The organism is Pseudomonas sp. B21-051, assembly GCF_024748795.1.
Lineage (GTDB): Bacteria > Pseudomonadota > Gammaproteobacteria > Pseudomonadales > Pseudomonadaceae > Aquipseudomonas > Aquipseudomonas putida_A.
This window is the reverse complement of sequence record NZ_CP087166.1, coordinates 4,502,881-4,518,291: the sequence shown is the minus strand read 5'-3', so window position 1 is coordinate 4,518,291 and position 15,411 is coordinate 4,502,881. Positions and strand designations below refer to the sequence as shown.

Below are 15,411 nucleotides of genomic sequence, written 5' to 3'. Positions count from 1 at the left end.
CACATGAGCGGCCATCCAAGGATGGCCGTTTTTGTGTCAAAACCCGACAGCCATCCACGAAGGTCGCCAAGTAGGCTACCGTGATGTAGAAAACGGCCCCTGAGTCGCCACGACTTCAACCTGTAATGCGGCGAAAGGAGACGCGAATGATTTTTCCAGACATGAAAGGTCTGCCACTGCACCGGGTAATGGTGCGCACGGTCACTGAATTCGTCGACGACGAGATGTCGACCTACGCCTCGGCACTGGCCTACCAGATGCTGTTCTCGCTGTTCCCGTTCATTCTGTTCCTGATTGCCCTGATCGGTTTCCTGCACCTGCCGGACTTCTTCACCTGGTTGCGCCTGCAGTCGGAACTGGTGCTGCCACCGCAAGCGCTGGAACAGGTCAACCCGGTGATCGATCAGTTGCAGCAGTCCAAGGGCGGCTTGCTTTCGGTCGGTATCGTCATCGCCCTGTACACCGCGTCTGCCGGTGTGCGCCTGATGATGAGTGCGATGAACGCCGCTTACGACGTGGTCGAGGGCCGGCCGATCTGGAAGCGTTTTCCGCTGTCGGTGTTCTACACCGTCGGCATTGCCGGCATGTTGCTGGTGGCAGCCGCGCTGATGGTGCTCGGGCCGCAGGTGATGGGCTGGATTGCCGCGCAGGTGGGCCTGGAAGACTTCATCGTCACCGTGTGGACGATTGCGCGCTGGCCGGTGATCGTGATCCTGATGATGGTCGCCGTGGCACTGATCTATTACGTGATGCCCGACGTCAAACAGGAATTCCGTTTCATCACCCCCGGCTCGGTACTCGCCGTGGTGGTGTGGATCATCGCCTCACTGGGCTTTGCTTTCTACGTCAAAACCTTCGCCAACTACAACGCGATGTATGGCAGCATCGGGGCGATCATCGTGCTGTTGCTGTATTTCTACATTTCCTCGGCGGTGCTGCTGCTCGGTGCGGAGATGAATGCGGTGATCGAACACATGTCCAGCGAGGGCAAGGATGAGGGCGAGAAAGTCCCCGGCGAACTCGATGAACATCCCAAACAACATGTCTCTGGCCTGGGGCGTGACCACTCGCTCAAGCCGGACACTGACGAAGCCCGACCATGATCCGTGAAATCCTCAAAATGGGCGACGAACGCCTGCTGCGCATTGCTCCACCGGTGCCGCCGGAAATGTTCGACAGCCCCGAGCTGTGGCAACTGATCGATGACATGTTCCAGACCATGGAAAGTGTCGGTGGCGTGGGCCTGGCTGCGCCGCAGATCGGCGTCGACCTGCAACTGGTGATCTTCGGTTTCGAGCACAGCGAACGTTATCCGGAAGCCGAAGCGGTGCCGCAGACGATCCTGATCAATCCGCTGATCACGCCGCTGAGTCCGCTGACCGAGGAGGGCTTTGAGGGCTGTCTGTCGGTGCCCGGCCTGCGCGGCGCGGTGGATCGGTTTCAGCAGATTCGCTACGAAGGCTTTGATCCCAAGGGCGAGCCGATCGTACGTGTGGCGTCAGGCTTTCATGCGCGGGTGGTGCAGCACGAGTGCGATCATCTGATCGGCCGCTTGTATCCGTCGCGGATTACCGATTTCAGCAAGTTCGGCTTTACCGAGGTGATGTTCCCGGATCTCGATCCCACAGCCGGCGATTAAGCAAAAATCAAAAGATCGCAGCCTTCGGCAGCTCCTACACCGATCTCTGTAGGAGCTGCCGCAGGCTGCGATCTTTTGATCTTCAAACAAGCCCCATCGCAATCATCGGCTTGCTCCGCGCATACCTGCTCAACCGTTCGGCCAGCGCGTAGGGCAGGGCAGGGTCGAAGCTGAAGCCACGCCGCTCGTAAAACCCGCGCAAATCCGGATGGCAGAACAGCCACACCGGGTCCTGCAGATCCTTCACTGCCGCCGCAATCAACTGCCCGGCAATCCCTTGCTCACGGCAATCCGGATCGACAAACAGCCCGGTCAGCCAATACCCGCCCGCCACTGGCCGCAGGCACAGCGCGGCGACGATGTCCTCGCGCCGCGCCACCCACAACTGCGCATCGCGCACCGCCTTCATCGACGATTGGTGGCGGCGGTAAAACTTGTTCATCAACGGCCACAAAGGCTCATCGAGCAGGCTGTATCGGGTATCGGGCATGGGATCGGACTGGCGGCGGGCAAAGCGCCGATTATAAAAGAACGCGCGACGCGCGATAGGTGTATACCTGAGCCTACATCCCTGTGAGTGGAGTACGCATCATGTCCAAAGGTATGGATTCAAAGAAAGCCGCGAAGAAGAAACCGGCCAAGACAGCGATTGAAAAACGTGCAGAGAAGAAAGCCAAGAAGGTCGATATTTTCGGTCATTGATCACGTCCTTCGGGAGCCCGTCCCCCGGGCTCCCGTTTCAGCGCAAAAATAATCTGCAAGATTGCTCGGCTTCGTTGCACAGAAGGGGACGATTCCTGTTCCGAGCCACGCCATGCCGAATTACTTCGACGCCGACCATCGCCAGCAGATCGAAACCCTGCGCCAGCGCTTCACCGCCCGCACCGAGTGGCCGACGTGGCTGCTGCTGATCGGGGTGTATGGCGGCTGGTTCGCAATCATCCTCAACAGTCAGTGGCTCGGTCGCGGCTTGAGCACATTGCTGCTGATTCCGCTGCTGGTGCTGTGGCTGTCGATTCAGCATGAATTGCTGCATGGGCATCCGACCCGCTCGGTGCTTTTCAATAAAATCCTCGGCTATGCACCCTTTGCGGTGTGGTACCCGTACACCTTGTATCGCGACAGCCATCTGCTGCATCACCGCGATGAACACCTGACCGTGCCCGGCATCGATCCGGAAAGCCGTTACCTGACAACGTCGCACTGGCAGGGCAGTTCGCTGTTCGAGCGAGGCCTGCACTGGCTGAACAAAACCGTGCTCGGGCGTTTTGCGATTGGTGCGCCGCTGGGACTACTGGCGTTGGCCGCCGAAGAACTGCAACGCCTGAAAAACCGCGAGCGTCAGGCCTGGTTGATGTGGCTGACCCACGGTGCGTTCAGCGTGTTGATGCTGTGGTTTGTCGCGCGCTTCAGCGTGTTGCCGGTCTGGCATTACCTGCTGCTGATCAGTGTACCGGCACTGTCGATCGCGATGATCCGCTCCTACTATGAACACCGCCCGCACGCACAGCCGGAGCAGCGCACCGTGATCAACGAAGCCGGTTGGCCGTGGCGCTGGCTTTTTCTGAATCTGAATTTTCATCTGGTGCATCACGACCTGCCGGGGCTGGCGTGGTACGACTTGCCAGCGGCCTACCGGATGCGCCGCGAGCAGTGGGTGGCGCGCAGTGGCGGGTTTCTGGTGCAGGGTTATGGGCAGTTGTGGCGGCAGCATGGATTCAGGCCGATCGACAGTCCGCAGCATCCCTTCCACTGACTCAGGACCATCTGATAACCCCTGTGGGAGCTAGCCTGCTAGCGAAAGCGGTGGGCTAATCGATATGGTCTTCGGCTGATAATCTGCAATCGCCAGCAGGCTGGCTCCCACAGGTTATGTATTGTTATGAAAGGCAGTGTATGACCCAACACCACCTCGAACTGCTGATGTACACCGCGCCCGAACCCATTCGCGCGGCCAACGAACGCTGGATCGCCCGCATCCTCGAACACCTCGGCCACTCCCGCCTGAACGCCGCAAGCCTGTCGCTCCCCGAGCTTTGGTTGTCGCCGGATCTGCTGCTGACCCAGACCTGTGGTTATCCGCTGATGACCTTGCTGCGCGATCAGGTACGCATCGTCGGTCGCCCGCGCTACGAACTGCCCGATGCCACTGCCGGCAATCACTGCAGCCTGATTCTCAGCCGTGCAGACGATGCGCGCAAAACCCTGGCGGATTTTCGCGGCAGTCGCGGGGTGATCAACAGTGAAGATTCCAACAGCGGCATGAACCTGTTGCGCCATTGTCTGGCGCCGCTGCACCGCGACGGGCAGTTCTTCGGCGCGGTCGGCATCAGTGGCGCGCACCGCGAGAGTCTGCGTTGGGTGCGTGAGGGGCGCGCTGATCTGGCGGCGATCGACAGCGTGACCTATGCCTGCCTTGCGCAATACGCACCTGAGGAGGTCAACGGATTGCGAGTTGTGGCGCGTAGTGCGTTCAGCCCGACGTTGCCGTTTATTACCGCCGTATCTACTACGGATAAACAGATCGAGCACTTGCGCGAGGTGATGAATCTGACGCTGCTTGAGTTGCCGGATGTGGCGCAGATCCTTGGATTGCCTGAAGTTCTGGCAGCCAGTGAAAGCGATTATCAGGTTGTGCTCGACTATCAGCGTGAGGCTGAAGAGTTGGGCTATGGCCGCTTGCGCTAAAGATCGCAGCCTTCGGCAGCTCCTACAGGTTGAATGCATTCCAATGTAGGAGCTGCCGAAGGCTGCGATCTTTGGCTCTTATATCTCTAAAAAGAATATAAAAATGAAATATAAATCTTATTAATGCATAAGGCGCCTTGCTACGATCGCGCCACCGGATCACCGGACATTCAGCGACCCTTGCCCAGGAGCCCTTATGTCCGGCGCCGACACCGCTCACCACAATCATCTCGACGCTCTGTTCCGCGCCCACTACCGCTGGCTGTGCACTTACTTGCGCCGATATCTGCACGACGCCGCAGGCGCGGAAGACATCGCCGCCGAAACCTTCGCGCAATTACTTCAGTCACCCAGTGTCACGGCGATCCGTGAACCCCGCGCGATGCTCACCACGATTGCCCAGCGCCTGCTCTATCAGCGCTGGCGCCGGGCGGATCTGGAGCGCCGGCATGCGCAGCAGATCGACGTCGACGTTGCCACTTCGCCTGAAGAACTCGCGCAACTGAGCCAGACCCTCAAACGCCTCGACCACAGCCTGCAACGCCTGCCCGGCAAGGTTCGTTCGACCTTCCTGCTGGCGCGGATCGATGGCCTGACCTACCCGCAAATCGCCGCCGAACTGGGCATTTCCCAGCGTTCGGTCAGCGCTTACATGAGCCGTTCCCAGGCCCTGTGCGATCGCCACAGCGCCAATCAAATCCTGACAGACAAGAGGTCCGCATGAGATCGATCAAAACCCTGCTCGGCCGTTCGTTGCTGGCGCTGAGCCTGAGCGTTGGCGCTGTTTCGGCGGCGGAGAAAACCGCGCCGATCCACTTCGGTGACATTACCTGGGAGAGCGGCAGTTTCATCACCGAAGTGCTGCGCCTGATCGTCGAAAAAGGCTACGGCTACCCGACCGACACGCTGCCGGGCAGCACCGTCAGCCTGGAAGCAGCACTGGCGAAAAACGATATTCAGGTGATCGGCGAGGAATGGGCCGGACGCAGTCCGGCGTGGGTCAAGGCCGCCAATGAAGGCAAGGTGTTTGGCCTGGGCGATACGGTGAAAGGCGCGACCGAGGGCTGGTGGGTGCCGGAATACGTGATCAAGGGCGACCCCGAGCGCGGCATCAAACCGTTGGCCCCGGAGCTGAAATCGGTGGCCGACCTGCCGCGCTACAAGGACGTATTCCGCGACCCGGAAGACCCGCGCCGTGGGCGTTTCCTCAACAGCCCGACCGGCTGGACCTCGGAGATCGTCAACAGCCAGAAGCTCAAGGCTTATGCGCTGACCGACAGCTTCGTGAACTTCCGCACCGGCTCCGGCGCGGCGCTGGATGCCGAGGTGGCGTCGTCGATCAAACGCGGCAAACCGGTGCTGTTCTACTACTGGTCGCCGACGCCGTTGCTCGGTCGCTTCAAACTGGTGAAGCTCGAAGAGCCACCGTTCGATGCCGAAGCCTGGAAAACCCTGGCCGATGCCAACAACCCGAATCCCAAGGGCACCCGCTCGATGCCGGCCAGCCTGGCGATTGGCGTGTCGGCGCCGTTCAAGGCGCAATACCCGGAGCTGGTGACGTTCTTCGAGAAAGTCGATTTGCCGATTGATCTGCTGAACCAGACGCTGGCCGGGATGAGCGAAAAACGCCAGCCGCCACGGCAGGTAGCCGAAGCGTTTTTGCGCGATCAGCCGCAGGTGTGGAGGGCGTGGGTGCCGGGGGAGGTGGCGAGCAAGGTGACGGCGGGGCTGTGAGTTTCTGCCGGTTGATCTGCGTTGTTTGAACTGACGCCTTCGCGAGCAGGCTCGCTCCCATAGGGGATTTTGGCCTGCACAACCTCCTGTGGGAGCGAGCCTGCTCGCGAAGGATCTGCAGCCTTACACCGCTTCCGCCGCCAACGCCGCTATCACGGTCGGCCGCTGCTCAATCCGCGCCTGAAACCGCGCCAGTGCCGGCCACTGCGCCAATTCGATCCCGAACAACCCGGCCCAGCGCAGCACCACAAACAACAACGCATCCGCCACGCTGAAGCCGCTCGGCAGCAGATACTCCTGCTGTTCCAGCACCGCGACCAACACCGCAAAACGCTTGAACAACTTCTCCTTGATCACCTCGGCCGGCAGCCGCTCATCGAACAGTGCACCAAGGCCGCCGTGGATCTCGCTCGAAATGAAATTCAGCCACTCCTGCAAACGCAGCCGGTCGAAACTGCCGGTTGCCGGGGCCAACCCTGACTGTGGTTGCAGATCCGCCAGATATTGCAGGATCACCGGGCCTTCGGTCAGCACCGCGCCGTTGTCCAGTTGCAGTGCCGCGACATAGCCCTTGGGGTTGATCGCGAGAAAGTCTTCGCCGCTGGCCGTGCGCTTGCTGCGGTTGTCGACGCGGATCAGCACGAAGGGCAGCTTCAGTTCGCGCAACACAATGTGCGGCGCCAGTGAACAGGCTTGCGGGGCGTAATACAGCTTCATCTGCAGTGCTCTGGTGAGGATTTGGCGCCAGTGTCATAGTGCGCCGCACCCTCGGTAAAATTAATCTTTCAGAAAGCAGCCATAAGGACAGCTACTGCCATGATGAACCTGATGCATTGGCGGCTGGTGGTCGCCGTCGCCGATCACGGCAACATCACCCGCGCTGCAGAACGGGTCGGCATGACCCAGTCCGGCGCGAGCCAGGCCCTGGCGCTGATGGAAGAAACCCTCGGCGTGCAATTGTTCAGCCGCGAGAGCCGACAGACCTTGCCCACCGCCATCGGCCTGCCGGTGATCGAGCAGGCGCGGATGATGCTCGGCGCGCTGCAGACCATTCGCCAGACCGTCGACAGCGTGCGCCCGATGCTGCGCGGGACGATTCGTCTGGCGAGTTTCCCCATGGTGCTGGCGAGTTTTCTGCCGCCGCTGTTGCGCCAGTTCAATCGGCTGTACCCGGGGATCGAAGTGGTGGCGCTGGAGGTCAGCGATGACGAGGTGGAAACCCTGCTCGCGGCCGGTCTGGTGGATGTCGGCGTGGTGCTCAACCCGGCGCCCGAGCGCAATGCCGGGCCGTTGGGCCGTGATGAATGGGTAGCGGTGGTGCCGGCAGGGCACCCTTTGGCGCTGCGGGGGATCGAGCAGGGCGTCAGCCTGCAAGAACTGACGGCGCTGCCTTTTGTGCTGGCCACCGGCGGTTGCTCGACCAACGCCCGCAGCCTCTCCGCCGAGGCCGGGTTGCAGTTGCAGGATGTGCGGGTCGAAGTGCGTGAATGGAGCAGCGCCTTCACTCTGGTGCGGGAAAACCTCGGCGTGACCCTGGTGCCGGAAATGACCTTGCCGGCCGAGCGCCAGGGCTTGCGCGTGATTGCCCTGCAGCCACGTATCGAACGGGTGTTTTCGCTGGTGCTGCCTGCGGGGCAGACGCCGTCAGCGACGGTGCAGGCGTTGCTGGATCTGGTGGCGGAGACGGCGGTCGCGACAGCTCGCTGAACCGTTTCTTGTGCAAAAAGTGCCAGATACTGGCCGACTAGTGGCCTTGCGCACGGCATGGCGATGGCTATGCTAGCTGTAACTAACTATGTCGACCGTCATCTGTTAGCCGTGATTTCAACGCTGCCAGAGTGCGCAACCCAAGGCACCGGACACTGAACCAACAAGGAGCAAGTTGTACATGGAAGTTTTCTGCACGTTAGGGCTGGCCCGCTGCTGGGCTATCAAGAGAAGGATGTCTTGATTAGAGCGTTGCTGCATGGACCCTCGGATTAAAACATCATTTATCACCTGACAACTTCCTCCCGTGGAGGAATGCGTGTGCCTGTTCTGTGGAACGTAGTGGTGGATGCTGAAAGACCTGACTTTCATCAAATCAAAAGACCGCGCGGAAGGTGATACAACCATGTTCAACCTACATCACAAGGCTGACCTGCAGGAAATCGAGCGTTTCAGCTGCGCCTTGACCGAAGCCAACGCCAAGCTCGAAGCGATCAGCGGTTCCATGGCGATGATCGAATTTACCCCCGAAGGCATTGTTCTGGATGCCAACGAAAACTTCTGCAAGACCATGGGTTACAGCGCCGAGGAAGTGCGTGGCAAACATCACCGGGTGTTTTGCGAAGAAGCGTTTTACCGCAGCGAGGAGTACGCCAAGTTGTGGCGCGACCTGGCCCGGGGTGAGGCGATCAGCGGCACGTTTCTGCGTTTGAACAAGTCCGGCAAGGAGATCTGGCTTGAAGCCAGTTACATGCCGGTGTACGGCCCGGACAAACAAGTCAAAAGTGTGATCAAAGTGGCGTCGGACATCACCGCCCGGGTCAACAAAGAACACGAAGAAGAAAGCATGCTCGCGGCGATCAGCCGTTCGATGGCGGTGATCGAGTTCACGCCCGAAGGCAATGTGATTACCGCCAACGACAACTTTCTGAAAACCATGCAGTACTCGCTCAACGAAATCGTCGGCCATCACCACAGCATGTTCTGTCACCGTTCCGAATCCGAATCGGCGCAGTACAAGGCGTTCTGGGCATCGCTCAATCGCGGCGAATATCACTCGCACCGTTTCGAACGCAAGAACAAGTCCGGGCAGATGGTCTATCTCGAAGCCTCGTACAACCCGCTGTTCGACACCAAGGGTCGTTTGTACAAGGTGGTGAAGTTCGCCAGCGACATCACCCAACAAATGACTACGCTGCAGAACGCCGCGGAATCAGCCCACAGCACTTCGGTACAAAACGACGCCTGCGCGCAAAAGGGCTCACAGGTCGTGCAGCAGACGGTGCAGATCATTCAGGACATTTCCCGCGACCTCAACGAAGCGGCGCTGAGCATCGATGCGGTCAGCAAGCAATCGGACATCATCGGCACCATCGTCCAGACCATTCGCGGGATCGCCGATCAGACCAACCTGCTGGCGCTCAATGCCGCCATCGAAGCGGCCCGGGCCGGTGAGCACGGGCGCGGGTTTGCGGTAGTGGCGGATGAGGTGCGCAGCCTCGCGGCGCGGACCAGTCAGGCGACCCTGGAGATTGTCGAGGTGGTGCGCAAAAACCATGACCTGTCGCTGAGCGCGGTATCGAGCATGCAGTCGAGCCTGAGCCGCACCGGGCTGGGTGTGGAACTGGCGAACGAGGCGGGGGAGGTGATTCTGGAGATTCAGCAGGGATCGCGTCATGTGGTGGATGCGATCGGGCAGTTCAATGCGACGTTGCAGTTGAACTAGCAACTACGCCAAACACCTGTAGGAGTTGCGGCACGCTGCGATCTGTTGATCTTTAAAATCAAGATCAACAGATCGCAGCGTGCCGCAGCTCCTACAGGGTTACTCCGCAACTTTCAGATCACAGCGCCGCGAGAAACTTGTCCGCCAGTTTGTCGCTGTCCTTGACGTCATTGGCGTTGTCTTTTTCCGCTTGCGCCAGCTTCATCTTGTCCTGCAGACGCTCGGCGATCTCTTTGCCGATGGCCAGTTGTTTCTCCGGCGGCATGGCTTTGATGTCGTCTTCGGTGATGCCCATGCTCTGAAGGATACTGTCGCGCAGACGCTGTTCCGGCGACTTGCTCATGTAGTCCTTGAACGCGTCGGTGGCCGAGGTGCCGGTGGTGCTGCCGGCAGCCGTGGCATCGGTGGTTTGCAGACCCACGCGGGTCTTGGCGAAGGCTTCGTCGACGTTATCGCTGATGCGCGTAGCGGCAGCCACTTGCTGGGTGGCGATCTGCGTGGCCGAATCCTCGACCCTGGAGGTCGCGTCGGTGGCCTGCGACTGGGCCTGGTTCTGCAGCGATTGCAGCATGGCGCCGTGCAGGCCGCTTTGCAGACCGGCAGCGGCGGTCGTGGTCGCGTCATCCGCCAGCCGCTTGGGCAGGTGGATGAGCTGCTGCTGTTTGGCACTGACCAACATCATGAAGGAGACCTTTGAGTTATTGCTGACAGGCCTGTCGCAGCAATTAGCGTGCCTTTGCGGCAAATCCCGCAATTGCAACGCGTTGCTGTTGTGGCATGCGCAGCAAAGCGGTCATCCCTTGCCGTCAGGCGGCAGAGGATGACCGTGTGGCCTCAGCGATGGGCAATGTTTTCCAGCGCCAGATTGAGTGTGCGCGGGCCGAACCAGCCGATGGTCAGCATCACGATCAGCATGCTGCTGACAATGAACGCGAGCACCCCGGGCGTGCCGAAGTTGTCGAGGAACAGCCCGATCAGCAGGCTGCTGAACACCGTCGACAAACGACTGAACGAATAGCAGAAACCCACCGCTCGGGCACGGATGTTGGTCGGGAACAGTTCGCTCTGGTACGAGTGATAACTGAAGCTCAGCCAGGCATTGCAGAAGGTGATCATCACCCCGCAGAAGATCAGGCCGAAGGCGCTGGTCTGCAACGCGAACAAAGTGCCGAAAGTCATCGCGCCCAGCGCCGAGCCGACGATCTGCCACTTGTTCTCGAAACGGTTGGCGAACTTGACGAACAGCAACGGCCCGAGCGGGTAGGCGAGGGTGATGATGAACGCGTACATCAGGCTGTGGGTGACGCTCACGCCCTGGCCGGACAGCAGCGCCGGCAGCCAGTTGCCGAAACCGAAGAAACCGATCGCCTGGAACACGTGAAACACGATCAGCATCAATGCCCGGCGCCGATATGGCGGCTGCCAGATATCGGCGAAGCGACCCTTGCCCTCGACATCGACGGGCACCGTTTCCGGAGCGTCCAGCGGTTGACGGTGATCCTTCTCGCAGCGGACCTCGATGTCGTCGAGAATCCTGTTAGCCTCATCGAACCGCCCATGCTGCGCCAGCCAGCGCGGCGACTCGGGCAGGCGCTTGCGCAACCACCAGATGAACAGCGCAAACACCGCGCTCGCCAGCACCACCCAACGCCAGCCGGACACGCCGAACGGCGCCTGCGGCACCAGCCACCACGACATCAACGCCACCGCCGGCACCGAGAGAAACTGCACGAAAAAGGCGAAGGCAAACGCCGAACTGCGCATGCGTTTGGGCACCAGTTCCGAGAGGTAGGCGTCGATGGTCACCAACTCGATACCGAGGCCGATGCCCACCAGAAAGCGCATGCAGATAATGCCCAGCGCCGAGCTTTGAATGCCCATCAGCACCGTGGCCACGGTGTACCAGACCAGCGCAAAGGTGAAGATTGCGCGGCGGCCGAAACGATCGGCCAACGGGCTGAGCAGGCTGGCGCCGAGGAACAGGCCGAGGAAGGTCGCCGACGCGAACGCTGCCTGATCGGAGAAGCCGAACACACCTTGATTACCGGTGGCGAAGATCCCGTCACGGATCAGCCCCGGACTGATGTAGGCGGTCTGGAACAAATCATAGAGTTCGAAGAAGCCGCCGATCGACAACAACGCCACCAGCCGCCAGATCGTGGCGACGGCGGGCAGGCGGTCGATGCGGGCGGAAATCTCGGCGGCGCGTATCGGGTCGATACCGTCGCGTTGCGCGGCGGCAGGGGCGTGAGCAGTCATCGGCGAATCCATTTTTTATTGATGGAAAAGCTTAGCCTGCTATCGGAGTTGATGGGTTGTGAATATCGGCGGTTTGCCCGGGAATACCGCCGATTTTTTGCAATAACTGCTCACCAATTAACGTTTTATGCCGCAGCAGTCGAATCGGGCAGCGCCGACGCCGGCAAGCCGAAGACGCGATCGAACAGCCAGTTGAAGGCAAACGTGTAGCACGGGATGAAGATGATCAGCGCCAGATCCAACAGGAACGCCTGCACCAGACTGATGTTCATCCACCAGGCGATCAGCGGGATCAGGAACACGATCAGCGTCAGTTGAAAACCCACGGCGTGGGCGATGCGCCGTTTGACCGTGCGCGTGCGCGACTTCTGACGGCTTTCCCAGTGCTCGAACAGCGAGGTGTAGATGAAATTCCAGGTCACCGCGATGGTGGTGATGATCACCGCCAGTGGGCCGGTGCTGCCCGGCGAAGTGCCGGACAACAGCGCCAGGCCGAGGGCGGAGAAGGTCATGCCGATCACTTCGTAGAGCGACACGTAGACCAGTTTGCGTTTGACGCCTTGCATGGGGATTTGCCTCTTTCTTGCAACGTGTTGGCCAGCGGGACTGGCGAAGACGGCGAAAGATAGCTTCAATAGGCGTGACAGAAAAAGTCAGTAGCTTTCAGTTTTGCTGATAGGTAGGTGAAGTGAATTTCAACAGCGACAGCATCGAACTGTTCCTTGCGGTGATTGATCGTGGCTCGTTCTCCGCAGCTGCACGCGCTTTGGGCCGTGTGCCTTCGGCGGTCAGCATGGGCATCGGCAACCTTGAGGCGGAGCTTGGCTATGCCTTGTTCGATCGCAGCCACCGCGAACCGCAGCCGACGGCCATGGCGCTGTCACTGGTGCCCCACGCGCGGCTGATCGCCGAGCAGCTCAAGCAACTGCAGGTGCACGCGGTGGAGTTGTCCCTGGGGCTGGAGAGCAAGCTGTCGATTGGTGTGGTCGCGGACATCGACCGTCGGCGTTTGCTCGCCGCGATCAAGGTGATTGCCGAGCGTCATCCGCTGCTCGACATCGAAGTGCTGACCGCGCCGCAGGACGACGTGCTGGCGATGCTGCACAGTGGCCGCGTCAGCGTGTGCCTGGCGTTTGCCGGGTTGAGCATGAACGTGCTGGAGCGTTTTCAGTTTGTCGGCAGCGAACGGATGATCGCCACGCTCGCGGCGGACAGTCCGTTGTTGCAGGGGCAGGATCTGTTTCTCGAAGACCTGGTGCATGTGCGGCAGATTTTCGTTGCCAGCCGCGACTTGCCGATCAGCGAAACCCGGCCGCTGGTGGCCGAATCGCATTGGCGCACCGACACGCTGGAGACCGCGTTGGAGATGGTCGAGGCGGGGCTGGGCTGGGGCAATTTCCCGCTATCGGTGGTGCAGCCGTTGCTCGATACGGGGAGACTCAAGCGTTTGAGTTTCCGTAATATCGAGAACGGCCTGGTATTACCTGTGCATGCCGTCTGGCTCAAGAGCCAGCCACTGCAAAAGGGCGCGGCAGCATTTGTACAACTGCTGAGTCAGCACCAATAGCGCGGATCAAGGCTTTTTCAGCAGGTAATTATCCTGCAGCGTATTGAGCACTTGATTGAAGCTGACCGCATTGCGTCCCAGCTTGGCCATGCGCTCTTCGGGCAAGTAGCTGAATTTTACGTAGAGCAACTTGCCGGACGCTTTCTGTACCTCACTGAGTTTGTCGATGCCAGCCTGAAGACCGGTAAGAGTGCCGGGAATGCTCGCGATGTCGCGCCATGCGCCGCCACCGGGAATGAAGTTGGTCAGTTGCGTGACGATATCTGTCACAGCATCGCCCAAGGGGAACAAGCCGGAGAAACGGCTTTGTGGCGTAAAGGGCGCGATGCCCATATAAATGTCGGGAAGTTGACTGATGCGATTCTCGATCTGACGGTCTTTGTGTTTGATCAGGAACTCGATGAGTTGTGTCGAAGTGCCGATCAATACCAATGACTGTACGCCGGCGCCGGTGTCGGTAAACAGATAGTTATTGTTGCTGCCGGCAATGGCTTTCTTCAGTTCGCCGCGATCGAGAATCACGCTGTAGTTGCTACCGGCTTTGACGATGGGGGCTGGTGCGCGCCACAGGCCTGCGGGTTCTGCCAGTGCGGTTGTGGAGAATCCGGCGAGCAGCAAGCTGCTGCCAACCAATGCGATCAGGTGTTTTATTGTGGTGTACATAATTCTTCCTTGAATGAGTTCAAACGCGACTTCGAAATCTGGAAGCGCGTGCAAGGAATCTATAGAGCAAGCTGCGTTAACGAAAGTCGCAATTGATTGCAGTGTGTAAGTTGTATAGAGGCAAGTTGTGGAAGTTTCAAACAAGAGGCGGCCTTTAATAGCTTTATATAAAAGGCCGCAATATTGCGGGGCAACAGGTCAGGTACTTTCGCGAATCTTCAGTTCAAAACCCATATCCTCAACCGGCCGCGCCACGCTATTACCGGCCATTAACGTCAACATCTGCTCCGCCGCGCGCCGGCCGATCGCCTCGCGTGGGGTGTTGATGCTGCTCAGGCGCGGGACCATGTGTTCGGACATCGGCAAGTCATTGAAGCCGAGGATCGCCACCTGCTCGGGGATCCTGATGCCATTGCGCAGCGCTTCGAGCAGGGCGCCCTGCGCCAGGTCGTCGTTACCAAAGAAGATCGCATCGACATCCGGATGCGCCGCCAGCAGTTGCAGGAACAGTTCACCGCCCAGGCCCACGGACGAGGAGCGCGGGGTCAGCACTTCCAGATCCGGGTCGTAGCGCCCGGCCTTCTGCAGGGCTTTGCGGAAACCTTCACCGCGCAACAAGGTGCGCTGATCGAGTTGCGCACCGATGTAGGCCAGACGCTTGCGACCGCGCGAGAGCAAATGTTCGGCCGCGGTTTCGCCGGCGCTGAGCTGCGAGAAACCCACGCAATTCACTCCGGCAGCGCTGTCGAGTTCCATCATGTACACGCAGGGAATATTGCTGGCCTCGATCATCCGCCGCGAACTTTCCGTGCGATCAAACCCGGTCAGCAGCAAACCACGCGGCTGATAAGCCATGTAGTTGCGCAGCAGGTTTTCTTCTTCATCGCGCGAATAATGGAAGTTGCCGATCAGCACTTCGAAGCCTTTGGGCGTCAGCACCCGATGAATGGCTTCCAGCGTATCGATGAACAACAGGTTGGATAGCGACGGCACCAGCACCACCACCGAATGGCTCTGCGCCGACGCCAGGGCGCGGGCGGCAGGGTTGACCACGTAGTTGAGTTCACTGGCTGCTTTCTGCACTTTTTCCACCAGCTCCGTGGCCACGGTGCTGACCCCGCGTAGGGCGCGGGAGGCGGTAATCGGGCTCACGCCGGCGAGGCGGGCAACTTCATTAAGGGTGGGACGGCCGGTGGTGCGAGTGTTTTTATCGTTTTTAGGGGTGGTCATCGGGCGGCTTGCCAAACAAAAATCAAGGCACTAAGGTAGCGCTGTCCTGATGCAGCTGCAAATGCGTAAGCGAGGTCCTGCCTGATCCTCGCTTTTTGGCGTTGGGAGCAAACCTGCTGCAACCCAAAAAAACGACAAGAAGGCGTCGGCAACTTCTGCCTGTGCACTAGAGTCATAGCTAGCAAAGGTAGCGCTGTC

Annotated in this window: 16 protein-coding genes and 1 pseudogene; 10 read left to right on the top strand and 7 right to left on the bottom strand. The window is 59.8% G+C overall.

From position 1 onward, the window contains the following. Positions 1 to 146: 146 nt before the first annotated feature. Positions 147 to 1,103, top strand: coding sequence for a YihY/virulence factor BrkB family protein (locus tag LOY52_RS20315; protein WP_096795060.1), 957 nt, complete (start codon positions 147 to 149; stop codon positions 1,101 to 1,103). Further along, a complete protein-coding gene (gene def / locus LOY52_RS20310) occupies positions 1,100 to 1,639 on the top strand; it encodes a peptide deformylase (RefSeq protein WP_258675764.1) in 540 nt (179 codons plus the stop codon). Before LOY52_RS20315 ends, def begins: the two co-directional genes overlap by 4 nt. Before the next feature lie 82 nt (positions 1,640 to 1,721). Here def and LOY52_RS20305 read toward each other — a convergent pair whose 3' ends face one another. Then, the gene (locus LOY52_RS20305; RefSeq protein WP_258675763.1) at positions 1,722 to 2,129 is read right to left on the bottom strand and encodes a GNAT family N-acetyltransferase; all 408 of its coding nucleotides are present in this window, start codon (positions 2,127 to 2,129) and stop codon (positions 1,722 to 1,724) included. A gap of 324 nt (positions 2,130 to 2,453) precedes the next feature. On the opposite strand from LOY52_RS20305, the gene LOY52_RS20300 reads away from it, so the two are divergent. From LOY52_RS20300 to LOY52_RS20285, 4 genes are all read left to right on the top strand, one after another. Then, the gene (locus tag LOY52_RS20300; protein ID WP_258675762.1) at positions 2,454 to 3,395 is read left to right on the top strand and encodes a fatty acid desaturase; all 942 of its coding nucleotides are present in this window, start codon (positions 2,454 to 2,456) and stop codon (positions 3,393 to 3,395) included. 140 nt (positions 3,396 to 3,535) lie between these two features. Beyond that, positions 3,536 to 4,327, top strand: a complete 792-nt coding sequence (locus tag LOY52_RS20295; protein WP_258675761.1) for a phosphate/phosphite/phosphonate ABC transporter substrate-binding protein — start codon at positions 3,536 to 3,538, stop codon at positions 4,325 to 4,327. Positions 4,328 to 4,523: 196 nt separating this feature from the next. Further along, on the top strand, positions 4,524 to 5,051 hold the full coding sequence (locus tag LOY52_RS20290) for a sigma-70 family RNA polymerase sigma factor (RefSeq protein WP_258675760.1): 528 nt from the start codon (positions 4,524 to 4,526) through the stop codon (positions 5,049 to 5,051). After that, positions 5,048 to 6,061 (top strand): ABC transporter substrate-binding protein, encoded by a 1,014-nt coding sequence (locus tag LOY52_RS20285; protein WP_258675759.1) that lies wholly within the window; start codon positions 5,048 to 5,050, stop codon positions 6,059 to 6,061. Before LOY52_RS20290 ends, LOY52_RS20285 begins: the two co-directional genes overlap by 4 nt. A gap of 123 nt (positions 6,062 to 6,184) precedes the next feature. Here LOY52_RS20285 and gstA read toward each other — a convergent pair whose 3' ends face one another. Further along, positions 6,185 to 6,778, bottom strand: a complete 594-nt coding sequence (gstA, locus tag LOY52_RS20280) for a glutathione transferase GstA (protein WP_258675757.1) — start codon at positions 6,776 to 6,778, stop codon at positions 6,185 to 6,187. A 99-nt stretch (positions 6,779 to 6,877) separates the two neighbouring features. Here gstA and LOY52_RS20275 point away from each other — a divergent pair, with 99 nt between their 5' ends. The 3 genes and pseudogenes from LOY52_RS20275 (at position 6,878) to LOY52_RS27515 (ending at position 9,494) form a co-directional block, all read left to right on the top strand. Further along, complete coding sequence (locus LOY52_RS20275; RefSeq protein WP_258675756.1) at positions 6,878 to 7,768, top strand: LysR family transcriptional regulator; 891 nt, start codon at positions 6,878 to 6,880, stop codon at positions 7,766 to 7,768. 349 nt (positions 7,769 to 8,117) lie between these two features. Then, a pseudogene (locus tag LOY52_RS27520) lies at positions 8,118 to 8,903 on the top strand (PAS domain-containing protein); the annotation flags it as partial. Between the two features lie 51 nt (positions 8,904 to 8,954). Next, entirely contained in the window at positions 8,955 to 9,494 is a 540-nt protein-coding gene (locus LOY52_RS27515) for a methyl-accepting chemotaxis protein (RefSeq protein ID WP_256214240.1), read from the top strand. Between the two features lie 118 nt (positions 9,495 to 9,612). Here LOY52_RS27515 and LOY52_RS20260 read toward each other — a convergent pair whose 3' ends face one another. The 3 genes from LOY52_RS20260 to LOY52_RS20250 form a co-directional block, all read right to left on the bottom strand. Next, positions 9,613 to 10,173 carry a hypothetical protein gene (locus tag LOY52_RS20260; protein WP_258679951.1) on the bottom strand — a complete coding sequence of 187 codons (561 nt, stop codon included), beginning with the start codon at positions 10,171 to 10,173 and terminating at the stop codon, positions 9,613 to 9,615. A gap of 155 nt (positions 10,174 to 10,328) precedes the next feature. Continuing rightward, entirely contained in the window at positions 10,329 to 11,753 is a 1,425-nt protein-coding gene (locus tag LOY52_RS20255; protein ID WP_258675754.1) for an MFS transporter, read from the bottom strand. A 125-nt stretch (positions 11,754 to 11,878) separates the two neighbouring features. After that, positions 11,879 to 12,319: a PACE efflux transporter gene (locus tag LOY52_RS20250; RefSeq protein WP_202368821.1), complete on the bottom strand. Its 441-nt coding sequence runs from the start codon at positions 12,317 to 12,319 to the stop codon at positions 11,879 to 11,881. Positions 12,320 to 12,441: 122 nt separating this feature from the next. Here LOY52_RS20250 and LOY52_RS20245 point away from each other — a divergent pair, with 122 nt between their 5' ends. Further along, positions 12,442 to 13,320: a LysR family transcriptional regulator gene (locus tag LOY52_RS20245; protein ID WP_202368820.1), complete on the top strand. Its 879-nt coding sequence runs from the start codon at positions 12,442 to 12,444 to the stop codon at positions 13,318 to 13,320. 6 nt (positions 13,321 to 13,326) lie between these two features. Here the strand turns inward: LOY52_RS20245 and LOY52_RS20240 are convergent, their stop codons facing one another. Together LOY52_RS20240 and LOY52_RS20235 are read right to left on the bottom strand one after the other, a co-directional pair. Continuing rightward, on the bottom strand, positions 13,327 to 14,127 hold the full coding sequence (locus tag LOY52_RS20240) for a hypothetical protein (protein ID WP_258675753.1): 801 nt from the start codon (positions 14,125 to 14,127) through the stop codon (positions 13,327 to 13,329). 54 nt (positions 14,128 to 14,181) lie between these two features. Beyond that, entirely contained in the window at positions 14,182 to 15,213 is a 1,032-nt protein-coding gene (locus tag LOY52_RS20235; protein ID WP_202368818.1) for a LacI family DNA-binding transcriptional regulator, read from the bottom strand. Between the last annotated feature and the right edge of the window lie 198 nt (positions 15,214 to 15,411).

Coding starts and splice junctions, on each gene's coding strand:
- LOY52_RS20315 (WP_096795060.1), top strand. CDS start 147: ATGATTTTTCCAGACATGAAAGGTCTGCCACTGCACCGGGTAATGGTG.
- def (WP_258675764.1), top strand. CDS start 1,100: ATGATCCGTGAAATCCTCAAAATGGGCGACGAACGCCTGCTGCGCATT.
- LOY52_RS20305 (WP_258675763.1), bottom strand. CDS start 2,129: ATGCCCGATACCCGATACAGCCTGCTCGATGAGCCTTTGTGGCCGTTG.
- LOY52_RS20300 (WP_258675762.1), top strand. CDS start 2,454: ATGCCGAATTACTTCGACGCCGACCATCGCCAGCAGATCGAAACCCTG.
- LOY52_RS20295 (WP_258675761.1), top strand. CDS start 3,536: ATGACCCAACACCACCTCGAACTGCTGATGTACACCGCGCCCGAACCC.
- LOY52_RS20290 (WP_258675760.1), top strand. CDS start 4,524: ATGTCCGGCGCCGACACCGCTCACCACAATCATCTCGACGCTCTGTTC.
- LOY52_RS20285 (WP_258675759.1), top strand. CDS start 5,048: ATGAGATCGATCAAAACCCTGCTCGGCCGTTCGTTGCTGGCGCTGAGC.
- gstA (WP_258675757.1), bottom strand. CDS start 6,778: ATGAAGCTGTATTACGCCCCGCAAGCCTGTTCACTGGCGCCGCACATT.
- LOY52_RS20275 (WP_258675756.1), top strand. CDS start 6,878: ATGATGAACCTGATGCATTGGCGGCTGGTGGTCGCCGTCGCCGATCAC.
- LOY52_RS27515 (WP_256214240.1), top strand. CDS start 8,955: ATGACTACGCTGCAGAACGCCGCGGAATCAGCCCACAGCACTTCGGTA.
- LOY52_RS20260 (WP_258679951.1), bottom strand. CDS start 10,173: ATGTTGGTCAGTGCCAAACAGCAGCAGCTCATCCACCTGCCCAAGCGG.
- LOY52_RS20255 (WP_258675754.1), bottom strand. CDS start 11,753: ATGACTGCTCACGCCCCTGCCGCCGCGCAACGCGACGGTATCGACCCG.
- LOY52_RS20250 (WP_202368821.1), bottom strand. CDS start 12,319: ATGCAAGGCGTCAAACGCAAACTGGTCTACGTGTCGCTCTACGAAGTG.
- LOY52_RS20235 (WP_202368818.1), bottom strand. CDS start 15,213: ATGACCACCCCTAAAAACGATAAAAACACTCGCACCACCGGCCGTCCC.